Origin of the sequence: Halopseudomonas oceani (assembly GCF_963677335.1) — a bacterium.
GTDB lineage: Bacteria > Pseudomonadota > Gammaproteobacteria > Pseudomonadales > Pseudomonadaceae > Halopseudomonas > Halopseudomonas oceani.
In genome coordinates, this window is sequence record NZ_OY781932.1 from 2,823,036 (window position 1) to 2,844,953 (window position 21,918).

The following is a 21,918-nucleotide window of genomic DNA, read 5'->3' on the forward strand; positions in this document are numbered from 1 at the left end:
CCCGCTGCGCAGTTGGACTTTCAACCGCCTGCTAGCGGTTCTGGCGACGCGTCATAAAGGCCAGGCGTTCCAGCAATTGGACATCCTGCTCGTTCTTGACCAGCGCGCCATACAGCGGCGGAATCGCCTTGGTCGGATCACGGTCACGCAGCACTGCCTCAGGAATCTGATCAGCCATCAGCAGCTTCAGCCAGTCAACCAGCTCGGAGGTAGACGGCTTCTTCTTGATACCCGGCACCTTGCGCACATCGAAGAAAATGTCCATGGCTTCGGACAGCAGTGCGCTTTCGATTTTCGGGAAGTGCACGTCCACAATCTTCTTCATGGTCTCGCGATCAGGGAAGGCAATGTAGTGGAAGAAGCAGCGACGCAGGAAGGCGTCCGGCAGCTCTTTCTCGTTGTTGGAGGTAATGATGATGATCGGGCGCTGCTTGGCCTTGATGGTCTGGTTGGTCTCGTAAACGTAGAACTCCATCTTGTCGAGTTCCTGTAGCAGGTCGTTCGGAAACTCGATATCGGCCTTGTCGATTTCGTCGATCAGCAGAATGGCGCGTTCTTCGGACTCAAACGCCTCCCACAGCTTGCCCTTCTTGATGTAGTTGGCAACGTCGTGAACCTTGTCGACGCCCAGCTGAGAGTCGCGCAGGCGGCTGACCGCGTCGTACTCATACAGGCCCTGATGCGCCTTGGTGGTGGACTTGATGTGCCAGGTAATCAGCTTGGCGCCCATGGACTCGGCCAATTGCTCGGCCAGCATGGTTTTACCCGTGCCCGGTTCACCCTTGATCAGCAGCGGGCGCTCCAGGGTAATGGCAGCATTCACCGCCAGTTTAAGGTCGTCGGTGGCGACGTAGGACTGAGTACCTTCGAACTTCATCTGAGTGTTCCTTGGGCCGGAGCCCGGTGTAGTAAAGACCAGGCATTGCACGAAAAAATGATCGAGCACTATAACTTGCGACGATTTTCACTGTAAACGCGACATGGCACAACCAAAGGCAGACTGATACCGCTTCATTATTGGCGGCGAGATTTCCATTATCACGGGCAGCAATCAGGCCCGAGGGCGTCAAGCAGCGCATTGACGGGCGTAAGCGCCCGGCATAGGCTGATTGGCTTGATTACCCCTGCCCTGCTGCACCTATCAACAAGGAGTCGTGCCATGAGCCGCATCTTCGCAGACAACTCCCAGGCCATCGGCAACACGCCGCTGGTTCGTATCAATCGCCTTGGCCCCAAAGGCGTGACTATTTTGGCCAAGATCGAAGGCCGCAACCCGGCCTATTCGGTCAAATGCCGTATTGGCGCGAGCATGATCTGGGACGCAGAATCCAGCGGCCGCCTGAAGCCGGGCATGACCATCGTCGAGCCGACCTCGGGCAATACCGGTATCGGGCTGGCGTTCGTTGCTGCCGCCCGCGGTTACAAGCTGGTACTGACCATGCCGGCATCAATGAGTCTGGAGCGGCGCAAGGTACTTAAGGCACTGGGCGCCGAGCTGGTACTGACCGAACCAGCCAAGGGCATGAAAGGCGCCATCGAGAAGGCGCAGGAGCTGGCAACCAAGCACCCGGAGCAGTATATCTTGCTGCAACAGTTCGAGAACCCGGCCAACCCGGCCATTCACGAGAAGACCACCGGGCCAGAGATCTGGAACGACACTGACGGTAGCATTGACGTGCTGGTTTCCGGTGTCGGCACCGGCGGCACCATTACCGGCATTTCCCGCTACATCAAGCTGACCTGCGGAAAAAAGATCACCTCCATCGCGGTGGAACCCTCCAGCTCTCCGGTTATTACCCAGACCCTGCAAGGCGACGAGGTCAAGCCCAGCCCGCACAAAATCCAGGGCATCGGTGCCGGCTTTGTGCCTGCCAACCTTGACCTCGGCATGGTTGACCGGGTCGAGCAGGTCACCGACGAAGAAGCCAAGGACATGGCCCTGCGTCTGATGCGCGAGGAAGGCATTCTGGTTGGTATTTCCTGCGGTGCGGCCATGGCTGCCGCCTGCCGGGTTGCCGAAGAGCCTGGCATGCAGGGTAAGACCATCGTCGTCATCCTGCCCGACTCTGGCGAGCGCTATCTCTCCACCATGCTGTTCACCGACCTGTTTACCGACCAGGAAACCGTGCAGTAATTCACCCCATCGCCGCACCGGTCTTCGGTGCGGCAGATCGCAACACACCCTTCCCCGCACCCTCATGACTGGCTATGCTGCGAGCATTCGCTCCCTACCCCGCAGGCGCTATTCATGTCCTATGCTTCCGATCAGATTGCTCAGCAGATTCTTTCCGGCTTTGACCGCTACCGTCGCATCTTCCGCGACCTGACCGCAGGCGCGCGCGCGCGCTTCGAACAGGCCCGCTGGAATGACATCCAGGAAGCCTCAACGCTGCGGATCAATGCCTACGAGGAGCAGGTGCAGGAAACGGCAGACCAACTGGCGTCATCAGCGCCCCTTGGCGACCAGGTTCGCGATGTCGCCGTCTGGCCCGATATTCGCCAGTCCTACATCGCCCTGATTGATCAGCGCTTCGACGACGAGCTGGCCGAAACCTGGTTCAACTCAGTGTTCTGCAGCCTGCACCAACACGATCAAATCAGTGACGACACCATGTTCGTCCACAGCACCCGACCGGTTACCCGCCCGCCGTCACGCATTTCGCTGACCCGCGGGTTTATCTCGGAAGGCTCGCTGCAGGGTCTGGCCCACCAGATTCTCAGCGAGTACAGCTTCGACGTCCCCTGGGAGGACATGACCCGCGATGTGGATATGATCGTTAACCAGCTGCAGCAGGGGCTGCCCGACTGGGCGCAGATGGATCGTGGCTTGACCGCTGAGATGGTGCAAAGCGTGTTCTACCGTAATAAAGGAGCATACTTGGTCGGCCGCCTGATCAGCCAACAGGAACAGTGGCCCTTCGTACTACCACTGGTCAACCGCGAACACCAGGGCATCAGCGTCGACACCGTTATTACCGACGAGTCCGATGTATCGATCATTTTCTCCTTCACCCGCTCCTACTTCATGGTCGAGTGCGCCGTACCCAGTGAATTGATCGCCTTTATCAAACGCCTGATACCCGGTAAGCACCTGGCCGAGCTGTACACCGCCATCGGCTTCTACAAACAGGGCAAATCCGAGTTCTACCGCTCGCTAATTGCTCACCTGACCCACTCGGACGACCGCTTCATCATGGCGCCCGGCGTACGCGGCATGGTCATGAGCGTGTTTACCCTGCCCCGCTTCAACACCGTATTCAAGATCATCAAGGATCGCTTCGCCCCATCCAAGAACATCGACCGCACAACGGTCATTGAAAAATACCGTCTGGTTAAACGCCACGACCGGGTGGGCCGCATGGCCGACACCCAGGAGTTCGCCGACTTCCGTTTCCCGCGTGATCGCTTTGACCCGGAGTGCCTGCAAGAACTGCTGGAGGTTGCCCCGTCCACGGTCATAGAGGAAGGCGACACCATCCTGATTCGTCATTGCTGGACCGAGCGCCGCATGACTCCGCTCAACATCTATCTGGAAAATGCCAGTGAGCAGCAAACCTACGACGCCCTGCTGGATTACGGCAAGGCCATCAAGGAACTGGCCGCAGCGAATATTTTCCCTGGCGACATGTTATTGAAAAATTTTGGTGTTACCCGCCACGGCCGTGTCGTTTTTTATGATTACGATGAAATCAGCTATTTGACCGAAGTTAACTTTCGGGTAATCCCCGAAGCGCTTTATCCTGAGCAGGAAATGGCCTCGGAGCCTTGGTACTCGGTATCGCCAAACGATGTATTCCCAGAAGAGTTTCCCGTCTTCCTATTTGCCGACATGCATCAGCGTCGCCTGTTCTCGCGGTTGCACGGCGACCTGTTCGAGGCGAGCTACTGGCAAGGCCTGCAGGAGCAAATTCGCGCCGGTCAGGTGCTGGACGTCTACCCCTATCGACGCGCGGCTGAAAGCGCGTAAAACGGGCATTTCCAGCGTTTTGAAAAAAATTCTTGAAAGACGTGCCATTTCCTGAATCTGTCGTATACTCAATTTCGTTTATTCGCGCCTTGAAGGGGTCTGGTTGAGCTCTTGACTTGTCCCACTGAAAGGCGCAGAGTGAGCGCGTAGGTTTTCAAGAGATAGAGTTGTAGGCTGCAAGCGCACTTTTCAGTACGTAAGTTTGTCATTCTCGTGATCTTTGATTCCCACGCTTTAATTGAGTGCAAGCTCAAGTATTTCAATTTGATAGGAATTAGCTGAAATGGCAACTGGTACAGTTAAGTGGTTCAACGACACTAAAGGTTTTGGTTTCATCACTCCGGATGGCGGTGGAGACGACCTGTTCGCTCACTTCTCCGAGATCAAGGTTCAGGGCTTCAAGTCCCTGGCTGAGAACCAGAAAGTGTCTTTTGACGTGACCACTGGTCCGAAAGGCAAGCAGGCTGCAAACATTCAGATCATCGGTTAATCCGATAACTGAATAGAAAAACCCGGCTCAGGCCGGGTTTTTTGTTGCCTGCGGAATGCTAAAAACTACTCGCCTCCGCCGCCCTGACCGCGTACCCTATGCGGCATATAAGTCATCCGACACCCCTGCTGTTGCCCGGGGTATCCCGCGGATGCAACACGTCTAACAGCCTCGTTTTACCCTCGCCCGAGCCACAATCGGTCGCGAGCAGGAACGCAATTCACAGGGGGTTACCAGTGGAAACCACGGTCAGCAGTCAAAACCCGGATGCACTCAGAGTGATCATCTTTCGCGCCGCAGAAGCCATCGTCAGTGAGCTGGGCGCATCGCAACTGACCTTCGCCAGCCTCAGCGAACGCAGCAAGATCGATGAAGCCACACTGCAGAACATGTTTCCAGACCGTGAAGCACTGTTGAGCGCCATGATTGAGTATCGTCTTGAGCGTTTCCGCGTACGCTGGGGTGCCTATGAAAGCGTACTGCCCGACGAGCCCATGCGCGAATTGAAGGCACTGTTGCTCAGCAACATGAGCGAATCAAGCGAAGAGAAAAACCTGGACTCTGCTATTTTTGCCGCGGCTGCCAGCAACCCCGCGCTGCTGCAAACCAGCTCAGACAACGTGCAAGGCCTGTTCGACATTCTGGAGCAATCCCCGCTCGGACTAGCCCAGGCAGCCATCCTGTTTTTCTCCGTGCGTGGCTACCGCCTGTTTGAGCAACTAAACATGTGCCCGATGACCGACGCTCAGCGCACTGAATTCCAAGAGCAGATCATGCGCCTTGCGCGCATGATGTACGAAGCCAAAACGGGCGAGTAGCACTCGGCTCAGGCGTCAGCTGCGGCCGGCTCTTCTTCCTCCGGGGGATGACGCCGGCGCCACCAGCGTTGTACTGCAACACGCACCAGCGCAATCGGAACGTAGCAGGTAAACGCCAGCGACATCATCATGCCGAGCTCACCCAGCGCGCGCGCCTGATTTTCGCCCGTGGAAAGAAAGGTATCGAGCAGGTAGATAAGTAGCGCCGGAGCCATCCAGCTGCCATCTGCCTCCACTGCAACCGGCGTGAACAGCAGCACCCCCATGGCCAGACACAACGGCTCACGAATGAACCACCATCGCGTCAGCGCAGTCATTTTCCACCAGACCAACCAGCAGCCAGCGGCCGTTGCCAGGTAAATCCACCAGACTGTCTGATACTCTGCTTCGTTGAACATTGCCTGCTATCCGTCCGATCAAAATCAACCGCGCCATGATAACGGTTTTTAGCCCATGAGTCCTGAACACAACCAACCCACTGCACGTCGCGAGCCCGGCACCGACCCATACCACTGGCTCGAGCAGCGCGACAGCCCTGATGTCATCAGCTACCTGCAGGCAGAAAACAGCCATACCGATCACTGGATGGCACCCCATGAGGCATTGCGTGAGCAGCTGTTTCAGGAGATCCGCGGCCGCATAAGGGAAACTGACCTCGGCCTGCCAAGCCCCAAAGACGACTGGCTCTACTATCAGCGCACCGAAGCTGGAGCCGAGTACCCGCGCTACTACCGTTGCCGCCGTCAAACCGCCACCAGCCTGGACATCGATATCCAGACCGAACAGCTGCTACTGGACCTTAATCAACTGGCCAACGACGAGGACTTTCTCGAGCTTGGCGACTTCAGTGTCAGCCCAGACCAGAACTGGCTCGCCTACAGCCTGGATACCCAGGGCAACGAGGTCTATCGCCTGTTCGTCTGCTCGCTGGTGGACGGCGAAGAGTATGAGCTGCCACTGGCTGATGCCAGCGGCAGTCTCTGCTGGGCCAACGACAATCAAACCCTGTTTGCCATTAGCCTGGATGACAGCTCCCGCCCGGCGCACCTCTGGCGCCTGCGTCGAGACCAGGAACCGACTAAGGTATTCGACGAGAGCGATGCGCTGTTTTATCTGTCGGTTTACCGCTCCAGCTCGGATCGATACATCTGTCTGTCCAGCAACAGCAAAAACACCAGCGAATGTCATTATCTGCCCGCCGACGAACCAACAGTAGAATTGCGCTGCCTGGCACCCCGCCGCAGCGGTCATGAGTACGACGCGGATCATGGCGAACAGGGCTTCATTATCCGCAGTAACCGTGCCGGAGAGAATTTTGCTTTGTTCCTGTGCCAACCAGGCTCATTCGGGGAACAGCACTGGCAAGTGCTGCGCAGCGCTGACCCCGAACGTACCCTCGAAGACGTCGACGTGCAACGTTGTGCACTGATTCTGCAATACCGCAACGCCGGCCTGACTCAGCTGGAGGTGCTGCCGGACGGTGCTGACGCCTATCAAGTGCAAATGCCCGATGCGGTGTACAGCCTGCACGTGCAAGCGGGTGAGGAGTATCACAGCCCCCAGGTCCGCCTGCGTTACGAGTCGCTCAACCGCCCAGCCGAAGTGCGTGCCCTCACCCTTGCGACCGGCGAGCAGCATGTTCTGAAGCAAACACCGGTCGAGGGCCACTTCGCTCCGGAGGAATACCGAGTCCAGCGCCTGTGGGCGATTGCCGGGGACGGCGCTCGTGTACCGATCAGCCTGATTGAACGCCATGACACAAGCGGCCCAGGCCCACTATACCTTTACGGTTATGGTGCCTACGGTGCATCAATGGACCCCTGGTTCTCTCATGCCCGTCTGTCACTGCTGGAGCGTGGCTGGCGCTTCGCGATTGCGCACGTTCGAGGTGGCGCGGAAATGGGCGAGCACTGGTACCAGCAAGGCAAGCTGGAGCACAAGGACAATACGTTCAGCGATTTCATTCATTGCGCCGAGCACTTGATTCAACAGGGCAAGACCGACCCGAGCCAGCTGGTCATCACCGGCGGCAGCGCTGGCGGCCTGCTGATCGGTAACGTAATCAATCAGCGCCCGGAGCTGTTCCATGCAGCCGTCGCGGATGTGCCGTTTGTGGATGTCTGGAACACCATGAATAACCCGGAGCTGCCACTGACCATCGGTGAATATGAAGAGTGGGGAGATCCGAACGAGCCTGAGGTTGCCGAGCGCATCAAGGGCTACGCCCCCTATGAGAACGTACGCGCACAAGCCTACCCTGCTCTCTTTGTGACCGCCGGCTATCACGACGTGCGGGTGCAATACTGGGAGGCCGCGAAGTGGGTCGCACGACTGCGGGCCACGCGCACCAACTTCGAACCACTGCTGCTGCGAACGCAGATGAGTGCCGGGCACGGCGGTGCCAGCGGCCGCTACCAAGCCATGCGCGATATTGCCGAGGAATACACCTTCCTGCTGACCGTCTGAGCCGGAACCATCGAGTCATCGGCATAAAAAAACCGCCGGCCCTTGCGGGTGCGGCGGTTTTTTTCGCTCAGACGATTAGAACCGAGAGGCCATGTCATCGAACTGATCAGTTACCTTGCCTTCCGGGGCCGGAGTAACCAGAGTCACCACAACAATCGCGATGGTTGCCAGAATAAAGCCCGGGATGATCTCGTACAGACCAATGCTGTCAATCTGCTTCCAGACCACAACGGTAACACCACCAACGATAATGCCGGCCAGCGCACCGAAGCGGTTCATCCGGCGCCAGAACAGTGACAGGATGATCGCCGGCCCAAAGGCCGCCCCAAAGCCTGCCCAGGCGTAGGAAACCAGGCCCAGTACGGTGCTTTCAGGGTTAAAGGCAAACACCAGCGCGAGAGCGGCGATACCGATCACCGCCGCGCGACCGACCCAAACCAGCTCCTGCTGGGAGGCATCGCGACGGAACAGCGCCTTATAGAAGTCTTCCGCCAGAGCAGATGACGACACCAGCAACTGCGAATCGGCAGTGGACATGATCGCGGCCAGCACCGCAGCCAGCAGAATACCGGCAACCAGCGGGTGCATCAGTGCCTGAACCAAGGCCAGGAACACCGTCTCTGCGTCAGCCAGACCTTCCTCTCCGAAGTAGCCGATACCGATCCAGCCAATCACCAGCGATGCCAGCAGGCAAACGCCGGTCCACAGCACAGCAATGCGACGCGCAGTCGGCAGCGCAGCATCGCTCTCGATGGCCTTGAAGCGCGCCAGAATGTGCGGCTGACCAAAGTAACCGAGCCCCCAGCCCAGCAGCGAGATAATCGCCACAAAACCCAGCGGCTCGCCTTCTACATTGGTCCAGAGGTTCAGCAGTTCAGGGTTGCGTGCTTCCATTGCCCCGTGCACCGCGTCCCAGCCACCAACAACATTAAGCGCCATCACCGGCACCACGACCAATGCCGCCGCCATCAGCAGCCCCTGAATCACATCGGTCCAGGATACCGCCAGGAAGCCACCAAAGAAGGTGTAGGAAATGATCGCCAGGGTGCCAACAACCACAGCAACCTCGTAGCCGAAACCAAAGGTGCTTTCAAACAGCTTGCCGGCAGCAACCAGCCCGGAGCTGGTGTAGAACAGGAAGAACAGCAGGATGAAGACAGCAGAAATCACCCGCAACAGGCGGCTGTTATCTTCAAACCGGTTCTCAAAATAGGCTGGCAGGGTCAGCGAATCACTGGCCAGATGCGAGTAGACCCGCAGACGCCGCGCGACGATCAGCCAGTTCGCCCAGGTTCCGACGAGCAGACCGAGAGCGATCCAGGACGCTTCATAGCCGGCAGACAGCGCGTAACCCGGCAAGCCCAGCAACAGCCAACCACTCATATCCGACGCGCCGGCAGACAGTGCTGCAGTGCCCGGACCGAGCGAGCGCCCACCGAGGATGTAGTCCGACAGGTTAGTGGTGCGCTTGTAGGCAATATAGCCCAACGCGAGCATCACCCCGATGTACACAATAAACGTCGCCGTAACGACTGCAGTATTACCTTCCATTTTTATTCTCTCTCTTAGAGATGCTTGAATCGGTCTCGCCGGCGGACTGCACACCCGCCGGCACCATGACGGTCAATGTCGTCAGCGCGAGCCGCTCTCGCATCCATGGTTGCTGAACTGTCCTTGCTGCTCATCTATCCCTGTTGCTTCTTTGCCAGTTATTAAGGTTCCCCATCACCTAGCGACAGCAGACTGGCGTTGCCCCCCACCGCAGTGGTGTTGATTGTCCGCGTGCGCTCAGTGACAAACCGTAGCAGATAGTGCGGACCACCCGCCTTCGGCCCCGTACCTGAAAGCCCCTGACCACCGAAAGGCTGCACGCCAACCACCGCACCGATCTGGTTGCGATTGATGTACACATTACCAATTCGTACCCGCGCATCAATATGCTCGGCAGTATCCTCGTTGCGTGAATGCACGCCAAGGGTCAAGCCAAAGCCGGTGGCGTTGATATCATCAATGATCTTGTCCAGGTCACGTGCACGCCAGGTCACCACGTGCAGAATTGGCCCAAAGTGCTCGTCGCTCAACTCGTTGATGCTATCCAGACGGAAGGCAACCGGGGCGACAAAATGGCCATTCAGCGACTCAGGTACCGGGGTCTCGGCGATCAGGCAACCTGCCTGCTTCATCTCACGTACATGCTTGAGCAGCCCGTCACGAGCATCGGCGTCAATCACCGGGCCAACATCAGTATCGCGACGTGCCGGGTCACCCACATGCAGCTCAGCCATCGCCCCTTTGAGCAGCTCAATAACGCGCTCGGCAATATCTTCCTGCACGAACAGAACGCGCAGCGCCGAACAGCGCTGGCCGGCACTCTGGAACGCAGAACTGACAACATCGTTGACGACCTGCTCCGGCAACGCAGTGGAGTCGACGATCATTGCATTCTGACCGCCAGTCTCGGCGATCATCGGCGCAATCGCGCCGTTGCGGGCGGCCAGCGCGCGGTTGATCACATGTGCAGTCTGGGTGGAGCCAGTGAAGGCCACACCGGCGATACGCGGGTCCGAAGTGATGACACTGCCAACCTGTGCGCCATCACCCGGCAGCAGTGCAAGCACGTCACCCGGCAAACCGGCTTCGTGCATTAGTTCGACACAACGTACGGCGACAAGACTGGTCTGTTCGGCCGGTTTGGCAACCACGGTGTTACCGCAAACCAGTGCAGCGCTGACCTGACCCAAGAAAATGGCCAGCGGGAAGTTCCACGGGCTGATACAGGCGAAGACACCGCGGCCTTGCAGGTAGAGCTCGTTGCTTTCACCCGTCGGCCCAGGCAGCGTGATGGTGGCGAAGCGCTGACGCGCCTGCATCGCGTAGAAACGGCAGAAGTCGACCGCTTCGCGCACTTCATCGATACCGTCTTGCAGCAGCTTGCCGGCCTCACGGGTACAGAGCGCCATCAGCTCGGGCATATGCTCTTCTAGCTTGTCGGCGGCGCGCTCGAGAATAGCCGCACGTTCATCAACCGGGGTGGCATTCCAGCGCACAAATGCGCCGCTCAGATCATCAATCGCCGCCCGGGTCTGATCAGCCGAGGCCCAGACCACCTCACCGACCTGATGGCTCAGCTCGTAGGGGCACATAACCGCACGCACTTCACCTTCCAACCGCTTGCCATTAACCAGTGGCGCACCGGTCCAGCGAGCATCCCACCACTTATCCAGCTCGTCTTTCAGAGGCAGCCATTCACTGAGGATATTCATGTTGACGCCCCGGGAGTTACGACGTGATTCACCGTACAGTGCCGGTGGCAGCGGGATACGCGGATTGGCCAGCGATGCGTGGCGCTTGAGCGCAGTTACCGGATGTGCGGTGAGGCTATCCACCGGCACCCGTGGATCAACCAGCTTATGAACAAACGATGAGTTGGCACCGTTTTCGAGCAGACGTCGAACCAGGTACGGCAGCAGATCCTTGTGGGCCCCGACTGGCGCATAAATACGGACCGGACATTTGGCCTGTTCGATCACGGTGTCATACAGCGCATCGCCCATGCCGTGCAGGCGCTGGAATTCGAATTCGCGGCGGCCGGCCAGATCCAGAATGCAGGTGACGGTATGGGCATTATGGGTAGCGAACTGCGGATAGATATGACCTTCGGTCAACGGGCTGAGCAAGTAGCGGGCGCATGCCAGATAGGAGACGTCGGTCGCCTCCTTACGGGTAAATACCGGATAACTGCTCAAACCAGCCTGTTGCGACCACTTGATCTCGGAGTCCCAGTAGGCCCCTTTGACCAGCCGAACCGGAATACGGTCGCCCTGGGAGCGCGCAACCAGTGTCAACCAGCACAGAACCGGTAACGCACGCTTGGAATAGGCCTGAACCACCAGACCGAAGTTACCCCAGCCCTGCACGTCAGGGTGGCGATACACGCGTTCGAACAGTTTCAGTGACAGCTCAAGGCGATCGGCCTCTTCGGCGTCGATAGTAATACCCACATCACCGACACGGGCCTGGCGCACCAGCGCCAGGACGCTGTCGCCCAGCTCTTGCAACACCTGCTCTTCGCGCGCCGCTTCGTAGTGCGGGTGCAGGGCAGACAGCTTGATAGAGATGGTCGGCTTCGGGCTGCGCCCCTTGTATTTGTCTTCTACCAGCGCGGCGATCGCCTTGCTGTAATCCTGGAAATACTTGTCGGCATCGGCACGGGTCAGCGCAGCTTCGCCGAGCATGTCAAACGAGTAGGTGTAGCCCTCGTCACGCTGCGGCTTACCATTCTTCAACGCCTCGGTGATGGTGCGACCAAGGACGAACTGGCGACCCATGATTTTCATTGCCTGCATCATCGCAGCGCGGATGACAGGTTCACCGCTGCGCTTGATCAGACGGCCCAGTACAGTGCCCGGCGTCCCGTCCTGACGCTGATCCATGTTGACCACCTTGCCGGTCATCACCAGGCCCCATGCAGCGGCGTTGACCAGCGTGTGCTCGCTCTGCCCGAGGTGGCGATCCCACTGCGCGGCATTCAATTTGTCGCGGATAAGCGCATCGGCGGTATCGCCATCCGGCACCCGCAGCAACGCCTCGGCCAGACACATCAGCATGATGCCTTCCTGGGTATCCAGACTGTATTGCTGCAACAGCGCATCAATGCTGTCGACCGCGTTGTCACGCTTGCGTACATCGACAATCAGTTGATTGGCCTTGCGCGCAATCGCGCTCAGGTCCTGACTCTGCGCCAACTCGATCAGCTCGCGCAGATAATCGTCTTCATCAACGGCGTAGTTGGCACTGACCCTGTGCAGAAATTCACTTGGCTGACTGCGCAGGAAATCGCCCTGCAGCGCCTCGCTGGCTTTAAACATTCTGGCATGCTCCTGGATTGACCACTCCCGACAGCGGGATGCGGACATATGAGTTCGCCTACTTACAACCCTAGACCATACGAGCGTAGAGGACGAATCATCCCGTTTGTTGTGATTGAACCGGCACGAAGCCGACCGCCCTCCGGGCAGTCAAAGGCCGGCAGTCGACTGTAGAAGCGCAGAACCGAGGAATCTTGCAGAAATCTCTGATGTTTTTGTCAAAAGCTCGGAAGGCAGCAGCGCTGCAGAGGAGCATAGGACAGCGCATCGGGACACGAAGAGGAGACTGCATAGCACCGGCTGGCGCGTCGAGTCAGCTAATGGAGTAATTTGACCAGCAACTCAGGCCCGTCCCAAGCGTAGAGCCCTAGGCGTCTGCCCCCACTGCCGCCGCACGGCGTGCGTCAATGCACTTTGACTGGAAAACCCACAGCGACTGGCAACCTCTGCTACCGGCAACTCGGTTTCCTGAAGCAGCCGTGATGCCTCCCGCAAACGCAGTGCGAGTACATACTGATGGGGCGTTACCCCGGTAGACTCACGAAATAGCGCATGAAAATGGCTACTGCTGACGCACACTTGAGCAGCGAGCGCCGCAACGCTGATCGGATGATCCAGATTGGCCGCAACATAAGCATCCAGACGCTGCAGCTCTGCCGAATTGAGCGCACTGCGTCGTGGGGCCTCAACCAGCGTGTCTGAAACCCGACGCTGGAGCGCCGCCAGCAACACGCCGCCGAGGTGCCAGGTCAGGCCATCCTGATCGGGACTCGGATCAGCCAGCGCGTGTTGAGCAAAGTCCAGCAGCCCCTGCAACTGATGATCCAGCTGCAAAAAGCGCGGCCGCTCAAACAACCGCGCCATGCTGTATTCGAGCCCATGATCAGCAACGCCTACCGGCAGATCCATGATCAACATGTGATTGTGGCCACGCCCGGAAAAGGCGTGCGCCTCACCACCCGGCACAACACAGGCATGTAACCGGTTAACCGCCCCACCCTGCCCCTGCACTTCAAAATCGGCGCAGCCGCTCAGGCCGATCACCAACTGGTGTTCGGGGTGCTCATGAATGGCAGTCTGAACGGGCAGATCCAGTATTCGGGTTCGCATCGGGCGCAAAGCAGAAATGAGATAACGGCCCCCATCCTGCCACAAAATGCTACACATTTCCGCTATTGAAATCGCCCGGCGCCGTCGCCATTTCTTGTCCATGAGCCGCACATACAAGGTGAGCCGATGAGCAATCAGGATACCGATTACATTGAACACGTCGCCGAGGATGCCAATGAGGCCCAAGGCACCGGGCTTGTTCTGCCCGAGCAGAACCTACCGGACAAACTGTACTTGCTGCCGATCAACAATCGGCCATTCTTCCCTGCCCAGGTCATGCCCGTCGTGGTCAATGACAACCCGTGGCACGAAACCATCGAACGCGTAGCCAGCACACAGCACAAGGCCCTGTCCCTGTTCTATGTTGACGGCCCGTTGCCTGCGGATGGCAAGCTTGACCCGTCCCAGCTGCCCACTACCGGTTGCGCGGTACGCATGCACCACGCCGTGCGCGAGGACGGCAAGATCCAGTTCATCGCCCAGGGCCTGACTCGAGTGCGCATTACCCAATGGTTGAGTCGCAAGCCACCCTACCTGGTCGAGGTTGAATACCCCCGCTCGCCCGCCGATGAGCGCGACGAGGTGCGCGCCTATGCAATGGCCCTGATCAACGCGATCAAGGAGCTGCTGCCACTCAACCCGCTATACAGCGAAGAGCTGAAGAATTACCTGAACCGGTTCAGCCCAAACGACCCGTCACCGCTATCGGACTTTGCCGCCGCGCTCACCTCAGCCAAAGGCGGCGAGCTGCAAGACGTGCTTGATACCGTCGGCGTCCTGCGCCGGATGGAAAAGGTACTGGTGCTGCTGAAAAAGGAAATCGACGTTGCCCGGCTACAGGGCGAAATTACCGCAGAGGTGAACCGCAATCTGGGAGAACACCAGCGCAAGTTCTTTCTCAAGGAGCAACTCAAGATCATCCAGAAAGAACTCGGCATGTCGAAGGATGACCGTACTGCGGACGTTGAACAGTTCCGTCAGCGTCTTGAGGGCAAAACCCTGCCGGATGCGGTCGCACAGCGTATTGATGACGAGTTGAACAAATTGTCTGTGCTGGAGACTGGTTCCCCCGAGTATGCGGTGACTCGTAACTATCTGGACTGGGCGACCGCCCTGCCCTGGGGTATCACCCATCCCGACCGGATTGATCTCAAGCACGCACGACGTATTCTCGATCGCGACCACGATGGCCTGGAAGACGTCAAAAGCCGCATTCTCGAGTTTCTTGCCGTCGGCGCGTTTCGAGGTTCGATCTCCGGCTCAATCATCCTGCTGGTCGGCCCGCCCGGCGTCGGGAAAACCAGTATTGGCCGATCTATCGCCGAAAGCCTGGATCGCCCCTTCTATCGCTTCAGCGTTGGCGGCATGCGCGACGAAGCCGAGATCAAGGGACACAGACGGACCTACATCGGAGCTATGCCTGGCAAGTTCGTCCAGGCTCTGAAGGACGTTGGAGTGATGAACCCGGTCATCATGCTGGACGAGATCGACAAGCTGGGCGCCAGCCATCAGGGTGACCCGGCATCGGCGCTATTGGAAACGCTTGATCCAGAACAAAACAGCCAGTTCCTCGATCACTATCTGGACCTGCGGCTGGATCTATCCAACGTGCTATTTGTTTGTACCGCCAACACGCTCGACAATATTCCCGGCCCGCTGCTCGACCGCATGGATGTGATTCGCCTGTCTGGCTACATCGGCGAGGAAAAGCTGGCAATCGCCAAGCACCACCTCTGGCCACGCCAGCTGGAACGCGCCGGCCTGCGCAAGAGCCAACTGCGGATTACCGACAAGGCACTGCGTGAGGTGATCGAGGGGTACGCTCGCGAAGCTGGCGTGCGCAACCTCGACAAACAGCTAGGCAAGCTGGTCCGCAAATCCGTGGTGCAACTGCTGGAGCAACCGGAAACGCGTATCAGCATCAAACCGGCAGACCTGAAGCGACTGCTCGGTACGCCGGCATTCCGCACCGAGAAACAGCTCAAGGGCACCGGCATCATCACCGGCCTGGCCTGGACTTCGATGGGCGGCGCCACCTTGCCCGTCGAGGCAACCCGCATTCATACCCTCAACCGTGGCTTCAAGCTGACCGGTCAGTTGGGCGATGTGATGAAAGAGTCGGCAGAAATCGCCTACAGCTATTTGTGCGCCAACCTCGCCGACTACAAGGCAGACCAGAGCTTTTTCGATGAAGCGTTCGTGCATCTGCACGTGCCGGAGGGAGCAACACCCAAGGATGGCCCTTCCGCCGGAATCACCATCGCCAGCGCGCTGCTTTCACTGGCCCGCCAGCAGGCACCGCGCAGCGGCCTGGCTATGACCGGCGAGATCACCCTCACAGGACACGTGCTGCCCGTGGGCGGTATTCGCGAAAAGGTGATTGCCGCACGTCGCCAGCGTATTCACGAACTGATTCTGCCGGCAGCGAACCAAGGCGATTACGAGGAATTGCCGGAGTACTTGCGTGAAGGTATGACCGTTCACTTTGCCACCCACTTCCGCGATGTCGCCAAGCACCTGTTTGCCTGAGCGGACACAAAAAAGGCGACCATCAGGTCGCCTTTTTTGCTCAATTACTACTCAGTGCTTGTCCTGCTCGCTATCGAGCGTACTGACGCGGTCGGGATGATCGAGCTCATCCAGATCATCCAGCTCCTCGATTTCTGGAAACTCGTGCAAGCTGCTTTCGAACGCCTCATCATCAATTGCAATAGGATCCAGCCGGTTATTCTTGCGCACAGGCGCCGGCGTCAGGCCCTCGATCAGGTCCCAGTCAGGGTCCAGCGTGAAATCATTCAGATTCAGTTGCGAATCGGCCAGATCACCATCGACCGGCTCCGAGTCCAGCACATTCTCAACAGTATCAACCGGCGCAGTCGCCTGGTCGAGCTGCGGGAAACGCAACCGCAGTTGATCGACCCGCTGCATGTCACCACCGAGCCGTTGAATAGCCTCAGCCTGCTCCGCAAAACCTTCTGAATCGCCCAGTTCGCCCATCACCCGGGCTTGCTTGAAGCGCAATTCAAGACGTTCGGGCTCTTCACTAATCGCCTTGTCTAGGGCATCACGCGCCTCGGCAAAACGGCCGTAAGTGATATACAGCTCGATTCCGCCCAGATCGTTCTGCTCGTCTGCGGCCGCTGCACCAACCACAGCAGCTGCAGTCGCAGCCGGTGCTGCAGAGGCAGCAACCCGAGGCTCAGACGACGTAGCATCGGCAAACACCGGTCGCCCAACCGGGGCAGTCGGTGTTGACGGAGCCCGGTGTTTCGCTGACTGCCCCTTGCCGCGCGTACGTGCCACAACCCAACCAATCAGAAACGCCAATACTGCGAGCAGCACAGACCACCAGGCGAAGGACGAACCGGACTGCTCGGAAGCAGCCGGTACCTCAGCGGCCACTGCACCGGCGGCGGGATCATCACTCCCTGTCGGCGATACGGCATCACCACCATCACCGCTGCCAAGCGTGCCGCCGGCCTGAGTCTGAGTGGCGGCAGCTTCTTCGGCTTCCCGGGCGGCGTGCAGTACATCCAGCTCAGCCTGCAGCGCGGCAATCTGGCGATCACGGCTATCGAGTTCGCTTAGCAGGGTGTTAAAACGGCCTTCCAGCTCGTTCAGTCGGGATGCCAACAACGCCGCTTCTGCCTCGGAGTCACTGACGGCCTCCTCCTCAATACGCAGGCGCCCCTGGTCACCGGCTGCGGAAGTCATCGGTGCCTCAGCGGGCGTCTCACCGACATCTTCGGCAGAGACATCGGCAACCTGCTGCTGCGCGTTGTCCTGTGCGGATGGTGCTGCGGGCGCGGGCGCAGCAGCCGGCTCCGACTCGGGAGCCTGCCCATCAGTAACACCCAGCTGCGCTGCCGTTGGCAAAACCAGCGTCTGGCCGACTTTCAGACGGTTGATGTCGCCATCCACAAAAGCCTGCTGATTGAGCGCATGAATCGCGGTCATGGTCTCGCGGACAGAGACACTCGATACCGGGCGACTGCGCTCGGCGATTCCCCACAGCGAGTCGCCGGAAACAGTGGTGTAGCTGCCCGCGTCCGGTTGCGGCGTCAAATTTGGTAACACCGGCTGCTGACGCGGAGCGGCAGCGACCGGGGCACTGGGGGAAGAACGCACCGGAGCGGCAGCCGGCGCACTGCTGACCGCCGCTGGCGCACTCGATCCATATAGCGGCGGATCAAGCAGCACCGTGTATTCACGCAGCATACGGCCGTTGGGACGACGCAGCTCCACCAGAAAATTCAGATAGGGTTCACGTACCGGCTGACTCGAGCGAACCTGAACCGTCAAGCGGCGATTCTGCAGCACCGGGGTGAAACGCAGGTCGTTGAGGAAATACGGCTTATCGATGCCAGCGTTTTCAAAATCTGTGGTTTGCGCCAGCCTTACCACCACATCTTCCGGGCCAAGCCCTTCAGCTCCCTGCAACTCGATGACGGCATTGAGCGGTTGATTCAGTGCCGATTCAAGCTGGAGTGTACCCAGCCCCAGCGCTCCTGCCACCCCCGCGTACAGTGCTGCCAGCGAAGCAGCGCCCAGGACTATCTGGCGTTTAACTGCCATACCCTTTCCTCATTTAACTGAGGGCTCCGATCAGGACCGGACACCCGTGCATCCATTGCTTTTGTGAACAGCGACCCGTTGCCGAAGACTTCCTGTCCTGCGTAAAGCCACCAGGCCACTAGTATGCCAGTTAGCTGCGCGGAAACGAATGCCGAGCCATTGCCTAATGTCAGAAAACAATACAAAAAGACCGCACAAGGTACACAAAGCCAATATTTTGGCCGCGTGACGCAGTACACATTCTATCCTGCAGTCAAGCAATCAGCAGTCCATCCTGTCAAGGCAGCCGACTTCGGTTAAAATGCGCCCCCTCACGATGCCACCCGGGATTCCGCCATGTCCGAGGTAGACAAGCTGTTTGCCAGCCCCATCAGTAAGGTCGATGACTTCCGCTTCGACGACGCCGTCGCGCGCGTCTTTCCGGACATGATCAAGCGTTCAGTGCCTGGCTACCCAACGATCATCGAGAGCATTGGCGTCATCGCCGGGCAGTATGCACAACCCGGCACTCTGATTTATGACCTCGGCTGCTCCCTTGGCGCAGCCACCCAGTCAATGCGCCGCCACCTGCCGCTGAACGGCTGCCGCATCATCGCCGTCGACAACGCCGAAGCCATGAGCGAACGTTGCCGAGAATACCTCAGTGCTCAGGACGCAATGCTCGAAGAGGCCATTCCTGCAGAGGTCATTACGGCAGACATTAACGCTCTGACGCTGCAACCCTGCTCAATGGTCGTGCTGAACTTCACCCTCCAGTTCATTCCCACGCACCAGCGCCTGGCGCTGTTGCAGCGTATCCGCAAGGCACTGCTGCCCGGCGGCGTGCTGGTACTGTCAGAGAAGCTCAACTTCACCGACAGCCAGACCCAAAATGCACTGGAGTCACTGCACTACGCGTTCAAGCGCGCTAACGGCTATAGTGAGCTGGAAATTGCCCAGAAACGCACCGCAATTGAAAACGTGATGCGCCCGGATCCGCTCGAGGTGCACCAGCAGCGGTTGCGCGACGCCGGCTTCAGCCACAGTCACCTGTGGTTTCAGTGTCTTAACTTCTGCTCGATGATTGCCCATACGTGATTGATTACAGCCCTCTGCTCGATACCCTGAAGAACTCACCATTGGCCAGCTGGCATGCGCCGCTCGCAGAAGGGCTGCAGGCCCGACTGGCCGAGCTGCAACATGGCGACCTGGAACGCTGGCAACACAGTCTGCGCAATCTGCCGCCACTGGATGGCGTACGGCACGATTTCAGTCACAGCGTCGCGCTCGATGCCCCGCCGCTGGACACCCAGACACAGCAGCAGTTGTATGATGCACTGCAGGGGCTGCATCCCTGGCGCAAGGGGCCATTCCACCTGTTCGGGGTGCACATCGACACCGAGTGGCGCTCAGACTGGAAGTGGGAACGGGTAGCACCGCATATCGACCTGCGCGGTCGCCGGGTGCTGGACATTGGCTGTGGCAATGGCTACTACATGTGGCGCATGTGGCACGCTGGCGCCGCGATGGTAATCGGTGTCGACCCGAACCTGCTGTTTCTCAACCAGTTCGAAGCGGTGAAGCACTATTTGCCCAAGGCCCCGGTCTGGCAACTCCCCTTCACCCTCGAAGACCTACCAGAGCCAACCAACGCCTTCGACACCGTGTTTTCGATGGGTGTGCTCTACCACCGGCGCTCCCCTATCGACCACCTGCTGCAGCTCAAGGCCTGTCTGCGCCCCGGTGGCGAGCTGGTACTCGAGACGCTGGTCATCGAAGGCGATGAAAACCACTGCTTGCTGCCGGAAGACCGTTACGCACAGATGCGCAACGTATGGTTCCTGCCGTCGGTGCCCATGCTGGAGCGCATGCTGCGGCGTGCGGGTTTCAAGGACGTGCGCTGCGTCGACCTCAATCAGACCAGCGTTGAGGAGCAGCGCAGCACTGACTGGATGCGATTTAACTCACTGCCATCCTTTCTCGACCCCAACGACAGCAACAAAACAATCGAAGGCCATCCAGCCCCTCTGCGCGCCACCTTGATAGGGCAGCGACCAACCTGACCCGGCCTGTCGCCACCCCGTATTTCAGGCGCGCTAACGATCAGCCAAACACGGCGATTGTTTGACGGCTGATCGCCACCAGCTCTCCAGTCTTGTTCCAGACCATTGCAGCACAGTGCCCGTAGCCATCGCGGGCATGCTCGATGGTGGCCTTGTAAAGCAGCCAGTCATCCACGCCGATAGCCGGCTGCGGCTGCACAAACTCAATGGTCCAGGTCAATGAGCTGGCTGGCGCGCGCTCTTTCAGGTGCGGTAGCACTGCCGGAGGCCAGACATCAACCAGACCGACCAGATGCACTTCATCGAAGTGCTCGAAGGTCTCGTCAAAGCGCATCCAGCCGCCCATCTCGCGCTTGCGGCTATTCGTGCACGGGTAGTCGCCGAAGGTCCAGCGCGTATCAAAATAGCGCAGGAAGTTAGGCATCATGCCCTCAACGTATGGCGTACGCTGGCAATCGGCGGCGGCAGGCGCCTCGGGTGCCGGCTCGGCAACCACATTCACGCTGGACTCGCGGCCAGCCCCAAAACTGCCCTGGACGATGCACATCGTCTGACCGTTCTGCACCGCGCGCCCCAGCACCTGGGTGACAGCCCGCCCTGCGCGCAGAATTTCCGTTTGTACCTGCACCGGCTCGCCCGGTTGAACCGGACCAACAAAGGTGATCGCCAGCGACCGCACCGGTCGAGCGTCAGACAGGCTCGACCGCATGCCGCGTAGCACCAGCGCTGCGACCAGACCACCGTATCCGGCACGGCCCTGAGCCCACTCTGGAGGAATAGTGACAGTGGCGTTGGAGGACTGATCAAAGGCCTGAAGCAGAGCAGAGAAGTTCATCGAACGAGATCCTGAGAAATGACAAAGCCGGCTATGTTAGGCCAGCAGCCCCCTCACTGACCAGCGCTCTCACTCTGCCCTGCCAACCGCAAGCCAGACAGCCAACCCAGCGCCACCCAGGCCGCCGGCACGTCCGGCCAATCCGCCACTCCAGCGCCCGCCAGGTCATAGTTGCTTTCCCCGGCGCGGGCCATTAACCGCTCATACCACCAGTTAACATAAAAGCCCTGGCCAGTCGGATGCTGGCTAGCCAGCTCAGCGCGCAGGCGTAGCGGCAGGGAACCGAACAGCAACTCATCAATTGCTGAAAAGATGCGGCGCTCGTTCTCAAGATAAGCCGACGTTGCCGCCGCCGGAACGCCCAGCAGATGCGCCAGCGTCGCCAGTTGCTCGGCATATTCGCGATGGGTTTTCAGCGGATTGAGCTGACTGCGCCAATCAAGCTGGAGCCGCTCTACCGCCTCAACCAGAGTCACCGCCCCGGCGCTTGAGGCATCTAGCAGGGTAGCCAGCCAGCGTCGCTGATAGGGCTGCAGCCGACGTACCCAGACCAACAGCTCGGCACTGCTGGAGCCCTCCCCCGGCTGCCACCGCACGGTTTCGCCCTCAGCCACCTCGGGAACACGTGCCATACGCGCTGCCCAACTGGCTGGCAGCAACTGATCGCGCACGCCCCGAAGCCTCGCCGACACTACATTCTGGTGCCGCGCCATTCGCTGCTGTTGTCGAGCAAGCCAGCGTTCAGCC

16 protein-coding genes are annotated in these 21,918 nt (G+C 59.1%); 8 read left to right on the forward strand and 8 right to left on the reverse strand.

Features of this window, described 5'->3' with window-relative positions:
• Positions 1–31: 31 nt before the first annotated feature.
• The gene (locus ACKPCU_RS13230) at positions 32–877 is read right to left on the reverse strand and encodes an AAA family ATPase (protein ID WP_321347347.1); all 846 of its coding nucleotides are present in this window, start codon (positions 875–877) and stop codon (positions 32–34) included.
• Positions 878–1,159: 282 nt separating this feature from the next.
• Here ACKPCU_RS13230 and cysK point away from each other — a divergent pair, with 282 nt between their 5' ends.
• The 4 genes from cysK (at position 1,160) to ACKPCU_RS13250 (ending at position 5,275) form a co-directional block, all read left to right on the forward strand.
• A complete protein-coding gene (cysK, locus tag ACKPCU_RS13235; protein WP_104739553.1) occupies positions 1,160–2,134 on the forward strand; it encodes a cysteine synthase A in 975 nt (324 codons plus the stop codon).
• A 114-nt stretch (positions 2,135–2,248) separates the two neighbouring features.
• Complete coding sequence (aceK, locus tag ACKPCU_RS13240; protein WP_321347351.1) at positions 2,249–3,967, forward strand: bifunctional isocitrate dehydrogenase kinase/phosphatase; 1,719 nt, start codon at positions 2,249–2,251, stop codon at positions 3,965–3,967.
• Positions 3,968–4,250: 283 nt separating this feature from the next.
• Positions 4,251–4,457: a cold-shock protein gene (locus ACKPCU_RS13245; protein ID WP_083727464.1), complete on the forward strand. Its 207-nt coding sequence runs from the start codon at positions 4,251–4,253 to the stop codon at positions 4,455–4,457.
• 236 nt (positions 4,458–4,693) lie between these two features.
• Positions 4,694–5,275 carry a TetR/AcrR family transcriptional regulator gene (locus ACKPCU_RS13250; RefSeq protein WP_104739555.1) on the forward strand — a complete coding sequence of 194 codons (582 nt, stop codon included), beginning with the start codon at positions 4,694–4,696 and terminating at the stop codon, positions 5,273–5,275.
• A gap of 8 nt (positions 5,276–5,283) precedes the next feature.
• Here ACKPCU_RS13250 and ACKPCU_RS13255 read toward each other — a convergent pair whose 3' ends face one another.
• Positions 5,284–5,673, reverse strand: a complete 390-nt coding sequence (locus ACKPCU_RS13255) for an MFS transporter (RefSeq protein WP_321347356.1) — start codon at positions 5,671–5,673, stop codon at positions 5,284–5,286.
• A 55-nt stretch (positions 5,674–5,728) separates the two neighbouring features.
• Between ACKPCU_RS13255 and ACKPCU_RS13260 the strand changes: the two genes are divergently transcribed.
• Positions 5,729–7,741 carry a S9 family peptidase gene (locus tag ACKPCU_RS13260; protein ID WP_321347358.1) on the forward strand — a complete coding sequence of 671 codons (2,013 nt, stop codon included), beginning with the start codon at positions 5,729–5,731 and terminating at the stop codon, positions 7,739–7,741.
• Between the two features lie 75 nt (positions 7,742–7,816).
• On the opposite strand, the gene putP is transcribed toward ACKPCU_RS13260, so the two are convergent.
• The 3 genes from putP to ACKPCU_RS13275 all read right to left on the reverse strand — a co-directional run bounded on the left by putP (position 7,817) and on the right by ACKPCU_RS13275 (position 13,719).
• The gene (gene putP, locus ACKPCU_RS13265) at positions 7,817–9,292 is read right to left on the reverse strand and encodes a sodium/proline symporter PutP (protein ID WP_104739558.1); all 1,476 of its coding nucleotides are present in this window, start codon (positions 9,290–9,292) and stop codon (positions 7,817–7,819) included.
• A gap of 161 nt (positions 9,293–9,453) precedes the next feature.
• The gene (gene putA, locus ACKPCU_RS13270) at positions 9,454–12,609 is read right to left on the reverse strand and encodes a bifunctional proline dehydrogenase/L-glutamate gamma-semialdehyde dehydrogenase PutA (RefSeq protein ID WP_104739559.1); all 3,156 of its coding nucleotides are present in this window, start codon (positions 12,607–12,609) and stop codon (positions 9,454–9,456) included.
• A 342-nt stretch (positions 12,610–12,951) separates the two neighbouring features.
• Positions 12,952–13,719 (reverse strand): AraC family transcriptional regulator, encoded by a 768-nt coding sequence (locus ACKPCU_RS13275; protein ID WP_321347360.1) that lies wholly within the window; start codon positions 13,717–13,719, stop codon positions 12,952–12,954.
• Positions 13,720–13,845: 126 nt separating this feature from the next.
• Between ACKPCU_RS13275 and lon the strand changes: the two genes are divergently transcribed.
• Complete coding sequence (lon, locus tag ACKPCU_RS13280) at positions 13,846–16,248, forward strand: endopeptidase La (protein WP_321347362.1); 2,403 nt, start codon at positions 13,846–13,848, stop codon at positions 16,246–16,248.
• Positions 16,249–16,299: 51 nt separating this feature from the next.
• Here the strand turns inward: lon and ACKPCU_RS13285 are convergent, their stop codons facing one another.
• Complete coding sequence (locus ACKPCU_RS13285; RefSeq protein ID WP_321347364.1) at positions 16,300–18,294, reverse strand: type IV pilus assembly protein FimV; 1,995 nt, start codon at positions 18,292–18,294, stop codon at positions 16,300–16,302.
• A 336-nt stretch (positions 18,295–18,630) separates the two neighbouring features.
• Between ACKPCU_RS13285 and cmoA the strand changes: the two genes are divergently transcribed.
• Positions 18,631–19,371, forward strand: coding sequence for a carboxy-S-adenosyl-L-methionine synthase CmoA (cmoA, locus tag ACKPCU_RS13290; RefSeq protein ID WP_104739563.1), 741 nt, complete (start codon positions 18,631–18,633; stop codon positions 19,369–19,371).
• Positions 19,368–20,336, forward strand: a complete 969-nt coding sequence (gene cmoB / locus ACKPCU_RS13295; RefSeq protein WP_321347367.1) for a tRNA 5-methoxyuridine(34)/uridine 5-oxyacetic acid(34) synthase CmoB — start codon at positions 19,368–19,370, stop codon at positions 20,334–20,336. Before cmoA ends, cmoB begins: the two co-directional genes overlap by 4 nt.
• Before the next feature lie 40 nt (positions 20,337–20,376).
• Here the strand turns inward: cmoB and ACKPCU_RS13300 are convergent, their stop codons facing one another.
• Positions 20,377–21,171, reverse strand: coding sequence for an acyl-CoA thioesterase (locus ACKPCU_RS13300; RefSeq protein ID WP_104739565.1), 795 nt, complete (start codon positions 21,169–21,171; stop codon positions 20,377–20,379).
• 53 nt (positions 21,172–21,224) lie between these two features.
• On the reverse strand, positions 21,225–21,842 hold the full coding sequence (locus tag ACKPCU_RS13305) for a hypothetical protein (RefSeq protein WP_104739566.1): 618 nt from the start codon (positions 21,840–21,842) through the stop codon (positions 21,225–21,227).
• Positions 21,843–21,918 lie beyond the last annotated feature (76 nt).

Coding starts and splice junctions, on each gene's coding strand:
- ACKPCU_RS13230 (WP_321347347.1), bottom strand. CDS start 877: ATGAAGTTCGAAGGTACTCAGTCCTACGTCGCCACCGACGACCTTAAA.
- cysK (WP_104739553.1), top strand. CDS start 1,160: ATGAGCCGCATCTTCGCAGACAACTCCCAGGCCATCGGCAACACGCCG.
- aceK (WP_321347351.1), top strand. CDS start 2,249: ATGTCCTATGCTTCCGATCAGATTGCTCAGCAGATTCTTTCCGGCTTT.
- ACKPCU_RS13245 (WP_083727464.1), top strand. CDS start 4,251: ATGGCAACTGGTACAGTTAAGTGGTTCAACGACACTAAAGGTTTTGGT.
- ACKPCU_RS13255 (WP_321347356.1), bottom strand. CDS start 5,673: ATGTTCAACGAAGCAGAGTATCAGACAGTCTGGTGGATTTACCTGGCA.
- ACKPCU_RS13260 (WP_321347358.1), top strand. CDS start 5,729: ATGAGTCCTGAACACAACCAACCCACTGCACGTCGCGAGCCCGGCACC.
- putP (WP_104739558.1), bottom strand. CDS start 9,292: ATGGAAGGTAATACTGCAGTCGTTACGGCGACGTTTATTGTGTACATC.
- putA (WP_104739559.1), bottom strand. CDS start 12,609: ATGTTTAAAGCCAGCGAGGCGCTGCAGGGCGATTTCCTGCGCAGTCAG.
- ACKPCU_RS13275 (WP_321347360.1), bottom strand. CDS start 13,719: ATGCGAACCCGAATACTGGATCTGCCCGTTCAGACTGCCATTCATGAG.
- lon (WP_321347362.1), top strand. CDS start 13,846: ATGAGCAATCAGGATACCGATTACATTGAACACGTCGCCGAGGATGCC.
- ACKPCU_RS13285 (WP_321347364.1), bottom strand. CDS start 18,294: ATGGCAGTTAAACGCCAGATAGTCCTGGGCGCTGCTTCGCTGGCAGCA.
- cmoA (WP_104739563.1), top strand. CDS start 18,631: ATGTCCGAGGTAGACAAGCTGTTTGCCAGCCCCATCAGTAAGGTCGAT.
- ACKPCU_RS13300 (WP_104739565.1), bottom strand. CDS start 21,171: ATGAACTTCTCTGCTCTGCTTCAGGCCTTTGATCAGTCCTCCAACGCC.